Origin of the sequence: Lentilactobacillus fungorum (assembly GCF_016860605.1) — a bacterium.
GTDB classification, from domain to species: domain Bacteria; phylum Bacillota; class Bacilli; order Lactobacillales; family Lactobacillaceae; genus Lentilactobacillus; species Lentilactobacillus fungorum.
In genome coordinates this window covers 138,807-157,236 of the sequence record NZ_BNJR01000012.1, presented here as the reverse complement: position 1 = coordinate 157,236, position 18,430 = coordinate 138,807, and the positions used below count along the sequence as shown (strand labels likewise).

General features: G+C 43.2%; 13 protein-coding genes, 1 pseudogene and 1 other annotated feature. Of the genes and pseudogenes, 7 read left to right on the top strand and 7 right to left on the bottom strand.

Features of this window, described 5'->3' with window-relative positions; genetic code table 11:
• Positions 1 to 152: 152 nt before the first annotated feature.
• The 3 genes and pseudogenes from YK48G_RS06410 to YK48G_RS06400 form a co-directional block, all read right to left on the bottom strand.
• Positions 153 to 416 carry a type II toxin-antitoxin system RelB/DinJ family antitoxin gene (locus YK48G_RS06410; protein WP_203629889.1) on the bottom strand — a complete coding sequence of 88 codons (264 nt, stop codon included), beginning with the start codon at positions 414 to 416 and terminating at the stop codon, positions 153 to 155.
• Positions 417 to 823: 407 nt separating this feature from the next.
• A pseudogene (locus tag YK48G_RS13520) lies at positions 824 to 964 on the bottom strand (type II toxin-antitoxin system mRNA interferase toxin, RelE/StbE family); the annotation flags it as partial.
• 139 nt (positions 965 to 1,103) lie between these two features.
• Positions 1,104 to 1,391, bottom strand: a complete 288-nt coding sequence (locus YK48G_RS06400) for a plasmid mobilization protein (RefSeq protein ID WP_203629888.1) — start codon at positions 1,389 to 1,391, stop codon at positions 1,104 to 1,106.
• 482 nt (positions 1,392 to 1,873) lie between these two features.
• Between YK48G_RS06400 and YK48G_RS06395 the strand changes: the two genes are divergently transcribed.
• From YK48G_RS06395 to YK48G_RS06380, 4 genes are all read left to right on the top strand, one after another.
• The gene (locus YK48G_RS06395; RefSeq protein WP_203629887.1) at positions 1,874 to 3,430 is read left to right on the top strand and encodes a YfcC family protein; all 1,557 of its coding nucleotides are present in this window, start codon (positions 1,874 to 1,876) and stop codon (positions 3,428 to 3,430) included.
• Positions 3,431 to 3,485: 55 nt separating this feature from the next.
• Positions 3,486 to 3,730: a binding site (T-box leader), on the top strand.
• A gap of 59 nt (positions 3,731 to 3,789) precedes the next feature.
• Complete coding sequence (locus YK48G_RS06390; RefSeq protein ID WP_203629886.1) at positions 3,790 to 5,184, top strand: amino acid permease; 1,395 nt, start codon at positions 3,790 to 3,792, stop codon at positions 5,182 to 5,184.
• A gap of 169 nt (positions 5,185 to 5,353) precedes the next feature.
• Positions 5,354 to 6,007 (top strand): cell filamentation protein Fic, encoded by a 654-nt coding sequence (locus tag YK48G_RS06385; RefSeq protein ID WP_203629885.1) that lies wholly within the window; start codon positions 5,354 to 5,356, stop codon positions 6,005 to 6,007.
• A gap of 131 nt (positions 6,008 to 6,138) precedes the next feature.
• Positions 6,139 to 6,585, top strand: a complete 447-nt coding sequence (locus YK48G_RS06380; protein WP_203629884.1) for a hypothetical protein — start codon at positions 6,139 to 6,141, stop codon at positions 6,583 to 6,585.
• 150 nt (positions 6,586 to 6,735) lie between these two features.
• Here the strand turns inward: YK48G_RS06380 and YK48G_RS06375 are convergent, their stop codons facing one another.
• Positions 6,736 to 8,592: a cation:proton antiporter family protein gene (locus tag YK48G_RS06375; RefSeq protein WP_203629883.1), complete on the bottom strand. Its 1,857-nt coding sequence runs from the start codon at positions 8,590 to 8,592 to the stop codon at positions 6,736 to 6,738.
• Between the two features lie 365 nt (positions 8,593 to 8,957).
• On the opposite strand from YK48G_RS06375, the gene YK48G_RS06370 reads away from it, so the two are divergent.
• The 3 genes from YK48G_RS06370 to YK48G_RS06360 all read left to right on the top strand — a co-directional run bounded on the left by YK48G_RS06370 (position 8,958) and on the right by YK48G_RS06360 (position 13,946).
• Positions 8,958 to 9,863, top strand: coding sequence for a helix-turn-helix domain-containing protein (locus tag YK48G_RS06370; RefSeq protein ID WP_203629882.1), 906 nt, complete (start codon positions 8,958 to 8,960; stop codon positions 9,861 to 9,863).
• Between the two features lie 935 nt (positions 9,864 to 10,798).
• Positions 10,799 to 12,280, top strand: coding sequence for an MFS transporter (locus YK48G_RS06365; RefSeq protein WP_203629881.1), 1,482 nt, complete (start codon positions 10,799 to 10,801; stop codon positions 12,278 to 12,280).
• Between the two features lie 43 nt (positions 12,281 to 12,323).
• Complete coding sequence (locus YK48G_RS06360; protein WP_203629880.1) at positions 12,324 to 13,946, top strand: glycoside hydrolase family 43 protein; 1,623 nt, start codon at positions 12,324 to 12,326, stop codon at positions 13,944 to 13,946.
• Positions 13,947 to 14,118: 172 nt separating this feature from the next.
• On the opposite strand, the gene YK48G_RS06355 is transcribed toward YK48G_RS06360, so the two are convergent.
• The 3 genes from YK48G_RS06355 to YK48G_RS06345 form a co-directional block, all read right to left on the bottom strand.
• A complete protein-coding gene (locus YK48G_RS06355; RefSeq protein ID WP_203629879.1) occupies positions 14,119 to 14,874 on the bottom strand; it encodes a DUF4430 domain-containing protein in 756 nt (251 codons plus the stop codon).
• A gap of 43 nt (positions 14,875 to 14,917) precedes the next feature.
• Positions 14,918 to 15,964: a prenyltransferase/squalene oxidase repeat-containing protein gene (locus YK48G_RS06350; protein ID WP_203629878.1), complete on the bottom strand. Its 1,047-nt coding sequence runs from the start codon at positions 15,962 to 15,964 to the stop codon at positions 14,918 to 14,920.
• Between the two features lie 102 nt (positions 15,965 to 16,066).
• On the bottom strand, positions 16,067 to 18,331 hold the full coding sequence (locus YK48G_RS06345) for a DUF5776 domain-containing protein (RefSeq protein WP_203629877.1): 2,265 nt from the start codon (positions 18,329 to 18,331) through the stop codon (positions 16,067 to 16,069).
• Between the last annotated feature and the right edge of the window lie 99 nt (positions 18,332 to 18,430).

The following is an 18,430-nucleotide window of genomic DNA, read 5'->3' as shown; positions in this document are numbered from 1 at the left end:
TTTCAGAATACTTTGGTCGGTCAGAATAGATGCCTAAAAGTTCGAAAGAAAGGTGAGTTTAATCATAGTAAGCTGTCACGACAGGGCGTTTCTTACTACCAGATTTATCTCGAAACACGACTCTAAATAAATAGATGCTATAAAGAGCTTTATTATCCATGAGTTACCCAATCTTTAACTTCTTTAGGTGCATCGTCAGGGATAATGAGTTCGCCATTTTTCCCAACGGTTGGATAAACAGCGCTTGGTTTACGGGAAGCATCCTTAAGTTGTGGAATAAATGGTAATCCTTGATTTTGAATAGATTGACTTAAAAATATTTTGATAGCGCCACTTGTTGTCATGCCAAGCTGCTTAAACAACTGGTCAACTTGTTGCTTTTCTTGATCAGAAAGTGTGATTTGAATGGTTGCCATCTTAAATACCTCCTTTTTAACGCTGTCGATACATTCAAATCAAAGGAGAGGCCTTAAATAAAACAAAGTAGCCATCAAAGGTATCGATGAGTCTTATATCACTCGCTTGTCAACTGCTTCACCGTAGTCGACAACATCTCAACAAATTGTTTAATCAACTGTGGCTGGTTAATTCAAAGCGTAATTCCGCTATTTCGATTAAACCTTACGAGGAAAGCCAAAGTGTTTTGCGATTGATAATTAAACAATTGGGCAAGTTTCGATCATATGAAATATAAGTAATGGCGTCAAGTTGGCGTGATAGTCATCACTTTTGTTACGAGATGGCGAGGTCACAACGACAATTGAAATATAAGCCAAAACAGCATGATCATCATGCTTTTTGTGCGCAACGCTATTAATCTTATTTAAGACAAAATATCATGAGAGCCGGTTGCAACCAATGTTAATGTGATTCGGTTATTATCGATATAGTAGATAACAACCCATTGATCAAAGCTTGAGCTTCTAGTAGCTAGGCGGCCTGGATGGAACTCACGATAACCTTGCCACTTGCCCTTTCAGCTATGATCTTTAATTTGACTTAATGTTGTTTGATCTTTATTAATAATTGCCTGGATACAGTCAACCACTAATTCAATTGGATAACGTTGTTTGCCTAATCTTTTTAATTCGCGCTCAAAGCGCTTACTTCTGAGTATCTGCATCAAGGTGACTTACCCACGCTTTCAAATCGTTAAGATCGCCAATCTTTTCTACTTGGCCGTTCTCGACTTCTTTTTTAGCGGCTAATGCTTCTGGGCTGTCTAAGAAGTTTACTAGTTCAACTTCGTTATTAGCTGCCTTGATCAAAGATAATCGGATATATTCTGAAACAGTAATTCCCTGTTTAGCTAAATTAGCCTTAGCTCGATCCCCAATTTCTTCAGTTACACGAGTTGAAATGGTTTTATTTTTTAAAACTGAATTAGTCATTTTAATTGCCTCCAAGTTTACCATCGTGCTACATTCATTATGCCAGGTAATCTAGGTTTCAACAATCGAGCTAAACTATTTTGAATCTAGTTAGAGCTAACACGACCATCAGATAAGTACCTATTTGTATAGGAGGTATTTGATGAAATGCAATAGCCTATTTAACCACTTCTTACCTACAATCGACTCACCGTAGTCAACAACATCTCAACAAATTGTTTAATCAACTGTGGCTGGTTAATTCGAAGCGTAATTCTGCTATTTCGATTAAACCCTAAATCATAAGAGAGTGGGCATTTTCACTAATCGACTTCCCTGCAAAAAAGTTGCCCTTTTCTTTCTTTTATGCTTGGTTGACAAGCGCTTTCATTACCGATAAATTAGCTTTGTGGGTTATTTTAATTATTATGGGACAAGAGGTAACTGAAATTATTGTTATTGAAAGTAACCACACAATTTTGGATAATTTTGAGGTGGAATAGATGGATGCACAAGCGCAACGACCAAAGAAAAGGGTTAGATTAAAGATGCCGGGCGCGTTTACAATCTTGTTTGTATTGACGATTGTTGCCGTTATTGCGACGTGGTTGGTGCCAGCTGGCAGTTACTCCAAACTGTCATATAACCAAGAGCATGCCGCGCTTCAGGTGACCGATCCGCATGGTAAAAGTCGAACAGTGCCGAGCACGCAACGTGAATTAGATCAACTGGGGGTTAAAATTAACATTAAAGAATTCACGTCTGGTGGCATTACTGCACCAGTTTCAATTCCGAATACATACGAGAGGCTGAAGCAAAAGCCAGCTAGTATTTTGGCGGTTCCGAATAGTATGGTGAGTGGAACGATTGAAGCGGTTGATATTATGGTCTTTATTCTGGTTTTAGGGGGCCTGATTGGCGTCGTTAAGGCCAGTGGGGCGTTTGAATCGGGACTGCTGGCACTTACCAAGAAAACTAAAGGGCATGAATTTTTACTGATTTTCTTTGTTTCAATTTTGATGGTGTTAGGCGGGACTTTGTGTGGCATTGAAGAGGAGGCCGTGGCCTTTTATCCAATCCTAGTGCCGATTTTTATTGCGATGGGGTATGACTCGATTGTATCCGTGGGCGCGATCTTTTTGGCAAGTTCCATTGGGACGTGTTTTTCAACGATTAACCCGTTTTCGGTGGTCATTGCTTCTAACGCTGCCGGGATTAACTTCACCCAAGGCTTAATGGAACGGGTCATTGGATGCATTGTCGCGGCGGCCTTTGTCATTGCCTACTTACATTGGTACAGTAAGAAAGTCAAAGCCGATCCTAAGTTTTCTTATTCCTACGACGACCGGGAAGAATTTAACGGCATGTGGGAAATTGCTGCCACTGGCAGTGATACCGGAAAATCTCAATTCACGATCCGTAAAAAAATCATTTTGATCTTATTTGTCATCACGTTCCCATTAATGGTGTGGGGCGTGATGTCTCAAGGCTGGTGGTTCCCGACGATGGCCGCGTCATTTTTGTCGTTTGCAATTTTAATCATGTTCCTAACAGCTACTGGGCAAAATGGGCTTGGCGAAACAGGCGTCGTCAACGCGTTTGTTAGCGGCGCTTCCAGCTTAGTTGGCGTGTCCTTGATTATTGGCTTGGCCCGAGGGATTAACTTGGTTTTGAATAATGGCAAAATTTCTGATACCTTGTTGCAGGTATCATCTAATTTAGTTGCTAATATGAACGGGCCAATGTTTATTATCATGATGCTCATTATTTTCTTCTTTTTGGGGTTTGTCGTGCCGTCATCATCCGGCTTGGCTGTTTTGGCAATGCCAATTATGGCACCGTTGGCAGATACGGTTCACATACCACGTTATGTGGTTGTGACGGCCTACCAATTTGGGCAATACGCGATGTTATTCTTAGCGCCAACTGGACTCGTGATGGCGACGCTGCAGATGCTTAATATGCGATATTCACATTGGCTACGATTCGTTTGGCCGGTAGTCGTGTTTGTGTTGGTCTTTGGCGGCGGCTTGCTAGTAGCCGAGGTCCTGCTTAACTAATGGAAAATAGCTTGCATTCTCTGTGAACGGTGCTAGTATAAGAGTTAAATTAAAATATTAAGCAATGATGAGAAGAGTAGCAAACAATTTTCGAAAAAGAGAGTCGCGTTAGGTGAGAGGCGATCGGATATGCGTTTGTGAAGATGAGCTCAGAGCTTTAGGCACGTGAAAGCGATGCCTACGTTAAGACACGTTACCCTCTCAGACTTAATTAATCATCCTTGATTAACGAGTTGTTAAGATAGTCGGTTGTGAAATCGACTATAAAGTTGGGTGGCACCGCGTGTGAACGTCCCTGCAGTTTTTGAAAACTGTAGGGGCGTTTTTCTATGCTCAGAATTGCGATTGGAGGCAGTAGCATGATAGAAACGGAAAAAGTTGAAGTTAATCGGGATGGCACTCACCGGGGGCTAACGAATTTGGCAGTTCAAATGATTGCCTTTGGTGGCTCAATTGGCACCGGGTTATTTTTGGGTGCTGGTAGCACGATCCATAGAACCGGGCCGTCAATTTTACTGGTTTATTTGATTATCGGCGGTTTCTTCTTTTTGATGATGCGGGCGATTGGCGAAATGATGTATGCCGATCCTGACCAGCACACGTTTGTCGCGTTTATCGGTAAATATGTTAACCGGCGGCTGGGAAAATTTGCTGAATGGAGCTACTGGCTGGAACTGATATTAGTGGCGAACGCGGAATTAATTGCCCTCTCAACATACGTTAAATTTTGGTTCCCGCATATTTCAGCCGGCTTGGTTCAGCTGGGATTTTGGGCAGTCTTAACTGGAATTAATATTTTGATGGTCAGTTCATTTGGGCGATCAGAAACGTTTTTATCTGGAATTAAAATTATTGCGATTTTGGCGTTAATTGTTGTCGGGGTTTATCTCGTGGCCGTTCATCATCAAAACCCGGAAGGCACCCATGCTGCTTGGGGAAATCTTTCTGATCACTTTACGATGTTTCCAAATGGGTTTCATCAATTTATAATGGCTTTTCCAATGGTATTCTTTGCGTTTCAAGGGATGGAGTTTGTTGGTATTACAACAGCAGAGACCAAGAATCCAAAGCAGGTATTGCCTAAGGCGGTTAACCAAATTATCTTTAGAATCTTATTGTTTTATATTGGGTCGCTCATCATTATCATGGCAATTACGCCTTGGCGTACACTAGATCCTGCTCAAAGCCCATTTGTCCAAATCTTTAATTTGGCTGGCTTGCCGGCAGCTTCTCAAGTGGTTAACGTAGTCGTGATTGCGGCGGCAATGTCGACTTTAAACAGTTCGATTTTTTCAACTGGCCGCCATTTGTATCAGTTAGCCAAAGAATCTAATACCAAAGAAATGCGGCCATTCACCAAGGTTTCTAAAAATGGTATTCCAATTGTAGCTGTTTTATTTTCGGCGGCTTGCATGTTATTTGCGCCGATTATTAGTGCATTTAACACGCTGAGCACGGCCTTTACGTTTATCGCATCGGTTTCCAGCGATATTTATATCCTGGTATGTATGCTGACGATGCTGGCTCATTATCGCTACCGAAAGTCAGCCGATTTTCAAAGCGACGGTTTTAAAATGCCTGAGTATCGCTGGTCCAATCCATTAACCATTGGATTTTTCGTTGCAATCTTTGTGAGTTTATTTTTCAGTCACGAATCATTATTCCCAGCAATTGGGGCCATCATTTGGGCAGTCGTGTTTAATTTACTACTGAGGCGTCAGGCCGATACTGACTTAAGAACAGAAAACCAGTAAATATTGCAGGTTAAAACAAGGGCTTTGGAAGGCGCACAACGCAATCACTTCCAAAGCCTTATTTGACTAATGATTTATAAATAGTAGCGATAAAAGTAGCTTTTCAGTAAAGAATTGGCTATCATCAAAAGTGGTGTTTTCAAATTAATAAAAGGTTGGCGTTTAAGTCATGGATTTTCTAGATAAAGTGACAATGACCCATAAGGATAATCAAAAATTAGCTATCAAGGAAATGATCAATCTCGTTTATTCAATGTCTCAACTGGCGGGCGGTCGGGCAACTCGGCAAGAAACGGAAACCATTGTTTTGGGGTCGGATGTTTACGGCCTTTCAGTTGCCGACACGCAACTGATTCGACGCCTTCAACGAGCCGTTGAGCTGGTCATTCGCAGTGACCAGCAACCTTCTGGTGAACTATTAGCCAAGATGAATGGGTTAATTGTAAGCGGTGGGCCACTGAAATCGAGTGGGTTGCGGAAAATGCCCACTAAAATTGTTGGCACGGACCACGTGATTTCAGCCCCTGATGAAGCGCGCGTTGACCAAGAGCTTCAAACAATTTTGGCAGCTAACGATTCATCGACCTTTAAGGCATTGAAAGTGATTTTGTATGTGATGGGGCAGCAGCTTTATGCAGCTGAGAATACGGTAACGGCCTTTTTATTTGCTAATTATTTACTGGTTCATGGGGGAGCCGGTTTAATAACGATCACTGATAGCGCATTGCCTACTTTTCATCGCTTGGCAATGGCCTACTATAGTACTGGGAATGGTGAGCCGTTAATTAAATGGTTATATGAGCATTGCATTATTAGCGATTAAGTGGCTTGGTTTTAGAGAGGCGCACTTAAAAATCTAATCCGATTCGAAAAGCCGGGGCAGACGTTATATAATGAAAGCGGTAACTCAATCGAAGCGTTCACCGTAATCACGTAGAAATGGAAGTAATGCAAATGGCTCATGCATCAGAACAAAAACTAATTCATTTATTTCAAGGTCGAACAGAAAACGACGTCATTCCCCTCATTAAAGAAGCGGCGGTCGCGCCAGCTGATGGCAATCGGTTAGCAATCGACATTGTTCCGGTTTTGAAGCGCTTGGGTTTTCACGTCTTTAAAGAGCTGGGCGGGGCGACTATTTATTCTAAGCCTGATTGGGACTTAACGTGCATCGTCACTCATGCCGGCTACACGCTGACCTTCCCAGAAAAGATGAATGAAATGGTGAAAACATTTGAAATTCCGGGATTCAAAATGTTAGCTAAGCAAATTCAAATCAATCATCTCTGCCACTATTGTTGGGTTGGTGAACCAGAAGACGTACGAATCGTTGACCGCTTCTTCAATCACAATTCCGTGACGGCTAGGTATCGCGTGGTGAATCGAGAATTGTTCAAATAGCTATTATAAAAAGAGTGATCAGAAACTTTGAAAAAGGCCCAAAGTTAAAGCTGTTACTTCAGCTTTTCCGTGGGGATGTCGTTTCTGATCACTTTTTTGTCATTGAATATAATGACCATTAATGGATACCTGTATGGGAAGCTATTCATACTAATTCAATTTACCAAGTTCCTTTCGAACTGCCGGGGCTTCCTGCTTGCTGCTAGTGAAGATAATACGATCGTTGATTTTAAGCGGCGTGCCACCGGTTGGCCGGATGAAGCGTTTATCTCGATAAATTTGGGTGACGGTGATTTTGTCGATAAATGGTAGGTTACGAACTTGGATATCAGCGTATCGATGGTTTCTTAAAGCCACTTCGTAGACACTGGATTCAGTGGACGTCATCAGTTTCATGGTTGATGGGGCCTCGATCAAGGCTCGCAGCATGCTGATATTAACATCTGGGGTGTTGTAAAGTTCGACCCCCAATCGTTCGAGTTCTTCTTGTTTTTCGTTGAGGATATTCCGGTCTTCAAAGCGGACAATTACTCGGCGAACACCATACTTCTTGGCAATTTTGGCCAGTTCGTAATTTTTCTTGGAATTCACTTGGCCCAAGACAACGATGTCGGCATCAAAGACGCCATTGTTGACCATGAAGCCGGGTTCCATATTATCCAACAGCTCAATTGAGACCTCACTATTGAACGCCCGGTAGTTATGCTGATTATTTGTGTACATCGTGACGTCGTACCAGCCTTTAGCCAGCTGTTGAGCGACTGGAACAGTTGTTAAATTAGTGCCGATAAAGTGAACAGTTGTTTTCTTGAGGTCCTCAGCTTCAGCGGAATACAGCTTGTTAAATATGAGTGGACCAATGATACAAGTAATCACGGCTGCCAAAAGAAAAGCACCAGATTGCTGATTGGTAATGCGATGAAGGTGCTGAGCAACTTGTAAGGCCGCCAAAACAACGGTAATGGTTGTGGCTGACATGGCAGTCCCGGCAATAGCGTTGCTGCGCTTAAATCGTTTTCTGAGAACGAAGTAAATCAAGATTTTTGCTAACAAGTAACCAATAAAGATAACGGGGATCATTAATAGGGTGTGTGGGTTAGCCACTAATTGCCGTAGGTTGAGGTTGACGCCGCTCATAATGAAGAAAATTGGGATGAAAAAGCCGTAACCAATTGAATCCAGTCGTACTTTGGTTTCTTCATGGGGTTCCAATAACTTAATAACAATCCCAGCTAGAAAGGCGCCCAAGATGCCTTCGGCGCCAACCGTTTCGGCAACGGTAACCAACGTAACGATCATGAAGAAAGCCAGGCGGACGTCTAATTGGGTCGTTGATTTGTTGATGGTATCAAAAATTTTAAAGAAAGCTTTGAACCGCCAGAAAAGTAGGGCTGCAGCGACTAAGATCAGTAAAATCAGCCATAGGGATTTGGAACTGGGGCTGTAAGCTGAAGCGTAAAAGGTTAGGCCAACCATTGGAACGACTTCACCGAGAGCTGCAATGAGCAGAATGGCCTGACCAAAGGGTTTGCTTAGTAGCTCTTGTTCTTTGAGGCTGGCGATCACGATTCCTAACGAAATGGTCATGAACAAGATGGCCGCCAGCCAAACGTCAGCAAACAGGCCAACTGCTTTTAAGCCATATCCCATCATAATGGACATGATCACAATTGAAAGGTAACTCAACACGGCCACTTTTAGGACAGAGTATTTTGGCTGCTGTTGTTTGCCTTTTTCTTCTAGTGGCGATAGCTTGGTGGGTCTTCGCTTAAATAGGCTGAAGTCAATTTCCATCCCACTTAAAAACAGCAAAAAGATGACCCCGACGTTTTGTAAAATATCCAGGGTCGGCGATGAATCGATCCAGTTAAAGAGGGAAGGCCCCAAAATGACCCCAACAATAATTTCGACAACGGCTGTCGGCAAAAACGTAATTTTGAATCGAGCCATTGCCAGGGGAACAAACAATGCGGCCAATAAGATGATAACTAAGGACAATTGATCCATATGTAGGCACTCCTCTCTGGTAAGCAAGACAAAGTAATTAGAGACTTGAATGACATAAGCTTATTCGAACGAGAATCCTCGATCTGAAGGCTTTATTAAAAGTACTTATGAGAAGCTTTTTTACTTTGCGTAGCTGCTCCAAATGATTTTGGTGAACAGATAACACGATAATCGAAAGCTATCATAAAAACAATTAAAATGTTCAGAAAAATAAATTTATTTTTGGGGGATTCAGGTTCATAAATTGATAAATTAAAGTTCAGTTTTGAATAAATCCAGTAAGTTCGTTTAGTTGACTAACTAGCTAAATCCCATTATGATATCAGTGATAGCGATTTCAAGGTTAATTCTGAGGGTGATTTTTGATGAAAAACTTTATTTCAATTCCAGTTGTCGAGTCTGGTTTGTATATCTTTGGTGGGCATATGCATACGGTGCCGGGAGGCTGGAGCTTTTTTGAGCAGAAGCATCAGGCTTTTGAATTGATGTGTGTGTTAAAGGGAACCCAAACAACGACGCTAAAGGGACTGGAGCCGATGACGTACGGCCCGGGAAGCGCGTTGATTATTGCCCCTGGAACGCTTCACAACAATCGAAATACAAGCAAAGATCAAGAAATGACGTATATTTGTTTCCATTTTAATTTTGAAAGTCTCGGCCTTAAGTCAACGATTATTAGCGATATTGCGAATACGGTGATCCCGGCGGACAACCCAGTGGCCAAAGCTTCGATGGCCGCAGCACTCGATATTGTCAAGTACAGTAAGGGCGATAAGCTAACCGAAGAACAGGTTAACTTGAAAATCCAGATTAGGTTGTTGAGCTATTTGTATGAGTTGACCGAAAAACTATCTGAATTTTCTCGAAATGATCAGGTACATTTTACTGAACGGGAAGCAAGAGTTGCCCGTAAGATCGCCACGTTAATTGTGGAGGGAATTGACAAGGAAGACCACCAACAATTTTCATTTGGTGATATCTGTAAACGCGTCGATATTAGTAGTGGTTATGGACATCGAACCTTTAGAAAGGTGTATGGAATGACGCCATTACGATTCATTGATGAAAAAAAGTACCGCAAGGCAAAGTTATTGCTGGGTTATATGGAATATTCGATTGAAGACGTGGCCTATATGATGGGCGCAAGCAGTATTTCAAACTTTAGCAAGCAATTCAAAAAGTGGTCGGGGATTACCCCAAGCGAGTATCGAAAGCAGATCAACCCAAAAAGAACGGTAAGGTCAGTGTCGCAGAGTGGGCATTTCGAGTGAGAGAGAGTGCGGAACAAAGCGGTTAGAAACTGGAGCATAAGGTCCCCTAACGTAAATTCCCGGTTTTGGAATTTGCGTTAGGGGTGCTTATGCGGAAGTTTCTGCTTTGTGGAGCACGTTTCGGCGCAGTAGCCCAGCCTCAAGAAAATCCCCGGGCCTGGGATTTTTGCTAGAGGTGCTTATACGGAAGTTTCTGCCTGGCGGAGCACGTTTCGGCTCAGTAGCCAAGTCCCAGGAAATCCCCGGGCTTGGGATTTTTGGTGGAAGTGACTTATGTGCAGACTTCTGCTTTGTGGAGCACGTTTCGGCTCAGTAGCCAAGTCCCAGGAAATCCCCGGGCCTGGGATTTTTGCTAGAGGTGCTTGTACGGAAGTTTCTGCCTGGAGCACCAATTAGGCCAAATCCGTTGTGCCGAATGAGACATTTTGCCAAAGCAAGCCAACCATGAAATTCAGCAATCACTAACAAGCGAAAAAGTGATTTGTTAATCTTTTTCTTAATCAAGCATCAGTTTCAGCCAATAAACTTTTGGTTAAAACTGATGCTATTTTTATATCATTTGTGTCAACTTTGGCTACAAATTTTTAGCACAAGCCTTAAATTCTTAAGAATTATGTGGGATTTATCTGGTCACAAATTGACAAAATCTAGTTAAAAAGTAAGTTAATATCATCTTGTGGAAGCGGATACAATAATCCCTGTAGTTAAGTGAATCCTTGGTTTCATTTAGGAAGAACCGTGATTTAAACAGTTTGTATCAATTGATCATTTGCTAACATTCTAACCAACTTACACCTGCAATTTGTTTATATTCAACCCATCAGCAAATGAAAAGCCGATTAATCGGTTCTGTTTTAATAAAACGGTGAGACCGGTGAATACTAAAGATTCTCTAACCTGTCATTATATATGCTATAAGCAAAGGAGAATGAAACATGGCAAGTAATGTTAATGATGCTTCTGCTAGCACCCACGTTGCCGAAAAAGAATTTGCCAAACTCTCTTGGGGTGAGCGAATTAGTTACGGCGCCGGAGACTTGGCCCAGAACCTAATCTTTGGGACAGTCGGGTCAATGCTTTTGTTCTATTTAACCACCGTTTTTGGAATCTCTGCTGCCGTTGGGGCAACTATCTTCTTAATTGTTCGTTGGATCAATGTCTTTTGGGATCCATGGGTTGGTGCCGTTGTTGATAAGAGTAAGTTTAAGCGAGGGAAATATCGGCCGTTCATTCTGTATTTTGGTATCCCGCTAACCGTCTGCGCAGCCTTGTTGTTCTTCCCAATGGAAGCTGTTCGGGGCAACGTTATTTATGCGTTCATTTCATACATGGCAACCGCAATGATTTATTCGTTCGTAAACATTCCTTATGGTGCCTTAAATGCATCACTGACTCGGGACAACGATGAAGTTTCAACACTCACAACGGTTCGAATGACTGAAGCAAATATTGGCAATTTGATGGTTTACACGTTCCTCCCATTATTTGTTCAGCTAGCTTCTCCAGACAAACAGCTCAAAGATATTGGTTTCTTCGGCATTAAGCTGCACCTGGGGAACTACGCCTCACCCCATGCCGGCGGGGCATACTTCTTAGTTATGTCGATCTATATGGTGATCGGATTTGCACTATTGATGGTAACTTATTTCGGCGTTAAGGAACGGGTTTTGCCAACCGAAGAAGAAACCGATGCCGTTAAGTATTCAGATCTGTTTGCAGAAATCAAGCGTAACAAGCCGCTTCAAGTTTTGGGCATGTTCTTCTTAATCGGTTTTACGTTCATGTTCTTTGGCAACACCGTTTGGCCATTTTATATGCAGTATAACGTTGGCCATCCAGAATGGGTTGCTTCCATTAACCTAATTGGCTCGATTCCGGGTATTTTCTTAGTATTCCTGTGGCCAATTGTTCGACGAAAAATTGGTAAGAAACAATTCTTCTACATTTTCTTAGCCCTATTCATTATTGGTCAATTGATCTTGTGGGTATGGCAGATGCCAGCGTTTAAAGACTCTCCATTACTCGGCTACATTGGTCGATTCTTGATGCAGTGGGGAATTACTGCCGCTACTGGTTACATGTGGTCACTGGTTCCAGAAGTCGTATCTTACGGTGAGTATCAATCCAAAAAACGGGTGGCCGGGATTATTAACGCCATTATGGGCCTATTCTTCAAGATTGGCTTGGCTTTAGGCGGTATTATCCCAGGTTACATCAACGCCTTCTTCAAATTTGACGGTGCTAAAGCCCACCAAAGTGCTTCAGCATTAATGGGCATTCAGTTCTCAATGATTTGGGCGCCAATAGTTTTGGCCCTGGTCGCAATGTGGATCATGAGCCGCTACCCATTGAGTGATAAAGATGTTGAACGAATTAACTTGGAAATTGATAAGCGTAAGAGTGAAGGCCTACTTTAATCATTGTGGACCAAATTTAGATAACGGAAAGGAATTAATTATCATGAAATTGACAAACCCAGTATTACCAGGATTTAATGCTGATCCCAGCATGATTCGGGTAGGTGACACTTACTACATTGCTAATTCAACTTTTGAATGGTTCCCGGGTGTTCGCCTTCATGAATCCAAGGACCTTGTTCACTGGAAACTATTACCATCACCACTCTCAACGACGACCTTGTTGGATATGAACGGCAACCCGGCTTCAGGTGGCATTTGGGCTCCAGATTTGTCGTATGCGGACGGTAAGTTTTGGCTTGTCTATACTGATGTGAAAGTCACTGAAGGTGCCTTCAAGGATATGACTAACTATTTGACGACTGCTGAAGAGATCACCGGTCCATGGAGTGATCCGATTCGATTGAATGGCGTTGGCTTTGACGCTTCGCTGTTCCACGACCAAAACGGCCGCAAATACTTAGTTCAGCAAACTTGGGATCATCGAGAATATCGCCATCCATTTGATGGCATTACATTAACTGAGTTTGACACGGATACAATGAAATTGGATCCGAAAACGGCTAGAACCATCTATCGAGGCACTGATGTCAAATTAGTTGAAGGCCCGCACCTTTATCAAAAAGATGGTTACTATTATTTGTTTGCTGCCCAGGGCGGCACGGTCTTTACCCATCAAGAGGTCGTTGCCAGATCCAAGACACTGGCCGCAGACTCGTTTGAAACGGAACCAGATGGCCCATTTATCACCAACTTTGACACGCCTGACTTTGAAATTCAAAAACAGGGTCATGGCGCCTTGGTCGAAACCCCGGGTGGTGAGTGGTACTATGCTTCGTTGATGGCGCGCCCTTGGAACCATGACACGGAGTCTGCTTATGATCCCCGTGGCTGGAGCACGTTAGGCCGAGAAACATCCATTCAAAAGGTTGAATGGGACGATCAAGGCTGGCCGAGAGTAGTTGGTGGCCACGGCGGTCAAGTAGAAGTCGAAGCACCAAAAGATGCCATTGAAACTGACGCGCCATTGACGCATTCCCGTCACGATGAGTTTGATCAAGATACCTTGGATACTGACTGGAATACGTTGCGGGTGCCATTTACCCCCCACACAGGCTCGTTCGGCGATGGGCAGTTGAAGTTAATCGGCCACTTGTCGTTGACCAGTAACTTCGACGTCTCCATGATTGCCAGTCGTTGGCAGGCGTTTAATTTCGATGCCGAGACCAAGGTGAAATTTGATCCGTTTACGTACCAGCAAATGGCTGGGCTGACGAACTTCTATAACGATAAGCACTGGTCATGGATCTTCATCACTTGGGATGAAAAGAAAGGTCACGTTATTGAAGTGGCTGAAAATAACCGTGGTAATTACACTTCTTATCTCAAAGATGACGCCATTAAGATTCCAGCCGGCGTTGACTACGTTTGGTTCAAGACCAAGGTTCGCAAACAAAGTTATACCTATGAATATTCCTTTGATGGGGAAACTTGGCATGAAGTGCCGGTAACCTTAGACGCGGCCGTTTTGTCGGATGATTACGTTCTCCAAACTTATGGTGGCTTCTTCACTGGTGCGTTTGTGGGCTTGGCAGCCGTTGATTATTCCGGCTATGATGAGGTGGCAACCTTTGATTACTTTGATTACAAAGAATTAGGTGAGTAACGTTTAGTCTGATCATCATCTCTTGGTAAAGGGATGCTCATTGGTCAGTTAAACAATCCCAAAGAGTGAAAAAATCGCACAACGATTCCCAATAATTTGGGGAGTAGTTGTGCGATTTTTTCATATTTAACCGAAGTCAAAATGACTATCAATTGGGTGAATAACTAATTGGTCAATATCCTTGGGTCGTAAAGTACCAATGAACCTGATCACCATTTTTCAGTGGAGTGAGGTTAGCAGCATGGTCAATGAATTTGTGGTTTACACTAAACATCCAACCCGATCCGGCTTTGATGTCATTTTCACGAAGGCCATTGATGCCATTGACGTAAACGGAATGTCCCGGAATATAGCTAATCTTCAAATTAGTTTGCTTGAGAATTGAAAACGCATTGGCATGCTTTTTGACTCGCATGGTTTTAGCATAAAAGACTTTTTTATAGCCATCAACTCTTAAATGAATTCGGATGGTATCAGCTGGGTTGGCCGATTTACTGGTCGGCTTAGCGTGGCTCTTAACAACTTTAGTTTCGTTTTGGTGGTTAATCTTGCCAAGCTTGTCATCCTTTGGTGTCTTGGCTGTCTGTTTAGTTGCTGCTGGCTTGTTTGAATTGGCTGACTTTGAGACAGCCTTGGTTGCCTTTGGTGAACCTGACTGATTTTTATTAGTCGACTTGCCAGTAGCTTGATGGTTAGTATTGCCATGATTACTGGCTTTTTTGGCAGTTTTTTGCTTGGAACGATGCTGTTTGGCCTTGGGGTTAGCTTTCTTTTTTTCAGGTTGTTTTTGGGAACTTGCTCGACTCGAACTGGCTGCTTGTCGGGAAGTAGTCGGCGCGTGACTTCTTGAAGAAACCACCTGCTGAATCCCGAACGCAAGCCCAATCACCAATACGAAGGCAAGAATGAATCCCATCACTTTTTTCATATTGTCACCTCTCATTTGTACTTTTTACTGAGCAAATGATAGCTTAATTAATCGCATAGACGGATCGATTATTAAGTGCGGCCTTGTATGCGGCGATAGCTAAGTTTACCTGGCCGACGCCGTAAAGTTGAGTGGCGGCTTTTTTGATTGAACCCGTTTTATTAACATAAGTCAGCATTGCATAAAGTGGTGTGGTTGTTTGGGAGGCCGTCATTTTGGCACTATTTACATATTTGTGGGTGGTTGGGTTAGCAGACAGGGCAATAATTGCTTCGGCAGTTGAATTAGCGTTTGGCGAGGTTTTGCCGTTAAAGACATAGCCAAAGGCGCCATTTCTTTGAACAATCTTGGCTAAAAATTGCTGCCCTGTTTGAATACTGGTTTTCACGCTGGCAGCAGTTGAATTTCCCCTGACTAGGGCGGTCAATACCATGCTGGTGGTATCTGCGTCAATCGTCCCTTGGCGATCATTATAAGTCCAACCGTTGTTATTTAACTGCTCTTTGGCAAGCCGAGTACTCAAGCTCGTCTTACTGAACTTAGCTTTTTGAGGTTGCTTAAACTTGGAACTCATTGAAATGGCAATTAAGACTTGAGCTTGGGCGCTTGCCGTTTGATTGGTAATTTTGGATCGATAGAGACGTGAGACTAAGTTAATGCCCTTTTGATGACCATAAGGCTTATAATTTCTGGCATTGAGTCCCATTGCTTGAACGGCCATAACGGCATTTGCCAGTGAAGCAGCCGTGCTGTTTTGCTTAATTACCAAGTTCTTTTTCAGTAACGTCTTTTCTTTGGCAGTAAAGCGATACCCGTTGCCCTTCAAGCCAAGTAAAAAGTCTGAATAACCAGAGGAAGCACCGGTTTCTGGATTGGCTTTTTTACTGAAAATTGGGCCGGCATTCCCTGAAAGGCCGCTCTTATTATGCGTAATCATCTTTTTAGCATATGAATATGTTAAAGCGGTCCGTCGATGGATGGTTGACTGGCTTGCTTTTTTGATTGAGGCGGCACTGGTACTGGTTGCGAATGTTAATGAGGCAAGGACTAGTGTTACCGATGTTAATAACTTTTTTAGTGATGGATGCATGTTAGACAACCTCCTTTTAAACTAAGGTAGCATTAATAAGCAATAAAAAGATCTGGATTGGATAAATTCAGATCTTTTTAAGATTCAGATAATCAGACGGGATTACTTATTATAAAGTAACGAAATCGTGTCACCATCCTTAACGATGTAGACACCCATTGAAACACCTGGTTCACCGCCATTAACGGCGTACAGCCAGCCGGTCATCGTTCCGGGCTTGCCAGCGTTGTAACCGTTGATGCCAGTGACGTAGGCCGTGCTGCCGGATCCCGTAGTGGTGACATTTAAACCATTTTTAGCAGCTAAAGCTTCTAGCGCGTCCAAAGCAGTTGCCCCTTTAGAAACCGTTACGCTGCCATTAGCAAGCGTTGTGCCGTTTGCACTCACGCTGACGGTAACTGTTTCAGTGTTCGTTGGAACGACTGGGACAACGGGGGTTATTGGTGCTGTTGGGGTCGCTGGAGCTGTTGAATTAGTGGTTGTGGTCGAAGTTGGGTTGGTCGTTGCCGGCGTCGAGGTCGAAGTTGATGTTGAAGTAGGTGCTGTAGGAGTCGACGACGATGTGGCCGCCGGTGCTGGTTGACCACTAGCTTTCTTGGTACTGATTCTAGTTGCAAAAACCAGTTTCTTGTTGCCAGAAATGTAATTGCCATTTGTTAGCAGCAGACGGGTTGTTCGGCCATAGTTGACAACTTTTTTAACAGCCAGTTGAACATGCTTTTTTACATGCTGCTTGTTGTTAGTTAACCTTACTTTGCCATATTCATTGATGCCCTTTGGACTAATCACTTTAACCTTGGTCACGTTAGCTGAATAGTAAGCCTTTTTAAAGTATTTGGCGCCAGAAAGGGCATACCCGGTTCGACCGGTCTTTAAATCCTTCACTTTATAAATTGGCTTGTTTTGTTGATTAGTTGCCTGACCGATCACCAAGAACATTGGGCGATTGACACGGGTCCTCTTTGGATATGTTTTGATCAGAGCGGCCTTGGTAAAGTGAGTGCTTTTGTAAAGTTTGACGGTGGTTAAAGCATAGACAACCGTTCCCTTGGCACTAACCGGCTTTTTGACTGGTGTGGCGGTCGGTTGACTGACTGAGGTGGCCGCTTTTGAAGCTGAAGGCGTCGACGAACTTGTAGCGCTAATGGCATTAGAGGTGGTGCTGGTGATCGTTCCCGTTGGTGTATTATTAGTCGTTGGCTGCGGAACGACAACTGCATTAATGGCAGAAATTCCGGCCTGGCGATCAGCAGTAGCGGCACTATTAGTCGTATCAGCATTAATCTTACCAATATAAGTTGCTAAGATTTGGTTGACTGTTTGAATGGCTGCCGACTTCGAATCAGCAGTTGCTTGAGAATCATTATTAATAGCCTGTTTTTTATTGGTTGCCGCGGTATTGAGGCGGGCAAGTTCTCCGGGTTTGAATGGTTGGTTTTGGGCATATGAAAAGATTGAGCCTTGACCGCCGTCCTTGGTAAATCGAGCTTGTTCAAACGTATAGGTTGCCTGTTGAATTAACATTGCCGACTGATTAGCGGCAGTGACATTTTGGTCAAGCAATCGCTGAACAGGTGATTTGTAATCAGCCTGATCATTTAAGGGTGAATAAACGTCAACCCCCGCAGCGGCAAGCGCGTCAGTCATTGTGGCGTCGTTATAGGCGTTTTCGGCGCCAAATGTACCACTCTTATCAGCAAAGCCACCGTTTTTTTGGTAGAAGTTATCAATGACGCCAGTAATGGCTTTTTGCATTGCGGTCGAAGCCCCTGGTTGATTGGGATTCATAGCTAGTGCCAAAATTGCTCGGCCAGTATAATCCACCTTATCAAATTGGTTCCATATCCCGGTTTTGGGATCCTGGTTGGCAATTAATTTGGCAATCAAAGTTGTTTTAGCGGCTTCGCTTGCTTGACCATAATTGTCAGTGCTTAAAGCTTCAGGATCGTTAACAAGCGAATAAGGACTTGCCGGATCATTGGCGTCGTTAATGACTTGCGTGACGAGATTCTTATTCGCTACGTTAGTGGGATCCTTGCCAATTGCCTTTAAGCCATTAATTGCGGCAACGTTCGAAACGCCGTTGAGGCCTTCGTCACCGCCGCTTAGGTAGTCATTATTAGTAGTGATGGTATGGTAGGCAGCTTGAATTTGCGTATCAGAAATGCCGTTTTCACTCATTGCTAATGCTGTTGCATCCCAAGCGTCAATTGTGTTTTCCTTGTTGGCAATAGTCGTAACGCCGGTTGTGATTGCCTGGTCCACATCGGTCGTTAGATCAGCTTTAACAGAATTGTGACCGCCGGCGATAAATAAGAAGACACCCATGATGAGTGCTAGCCAGTAAACAAAATGTTTCTTTTCCATGAAAACCCTCCTTGTACGATTTAACCCCATAAAAAAAGCCCAACTAGTCTTCTAGTGGGCCGAATTAATCATTAACAGCTTAAATACGGGTACCGATTT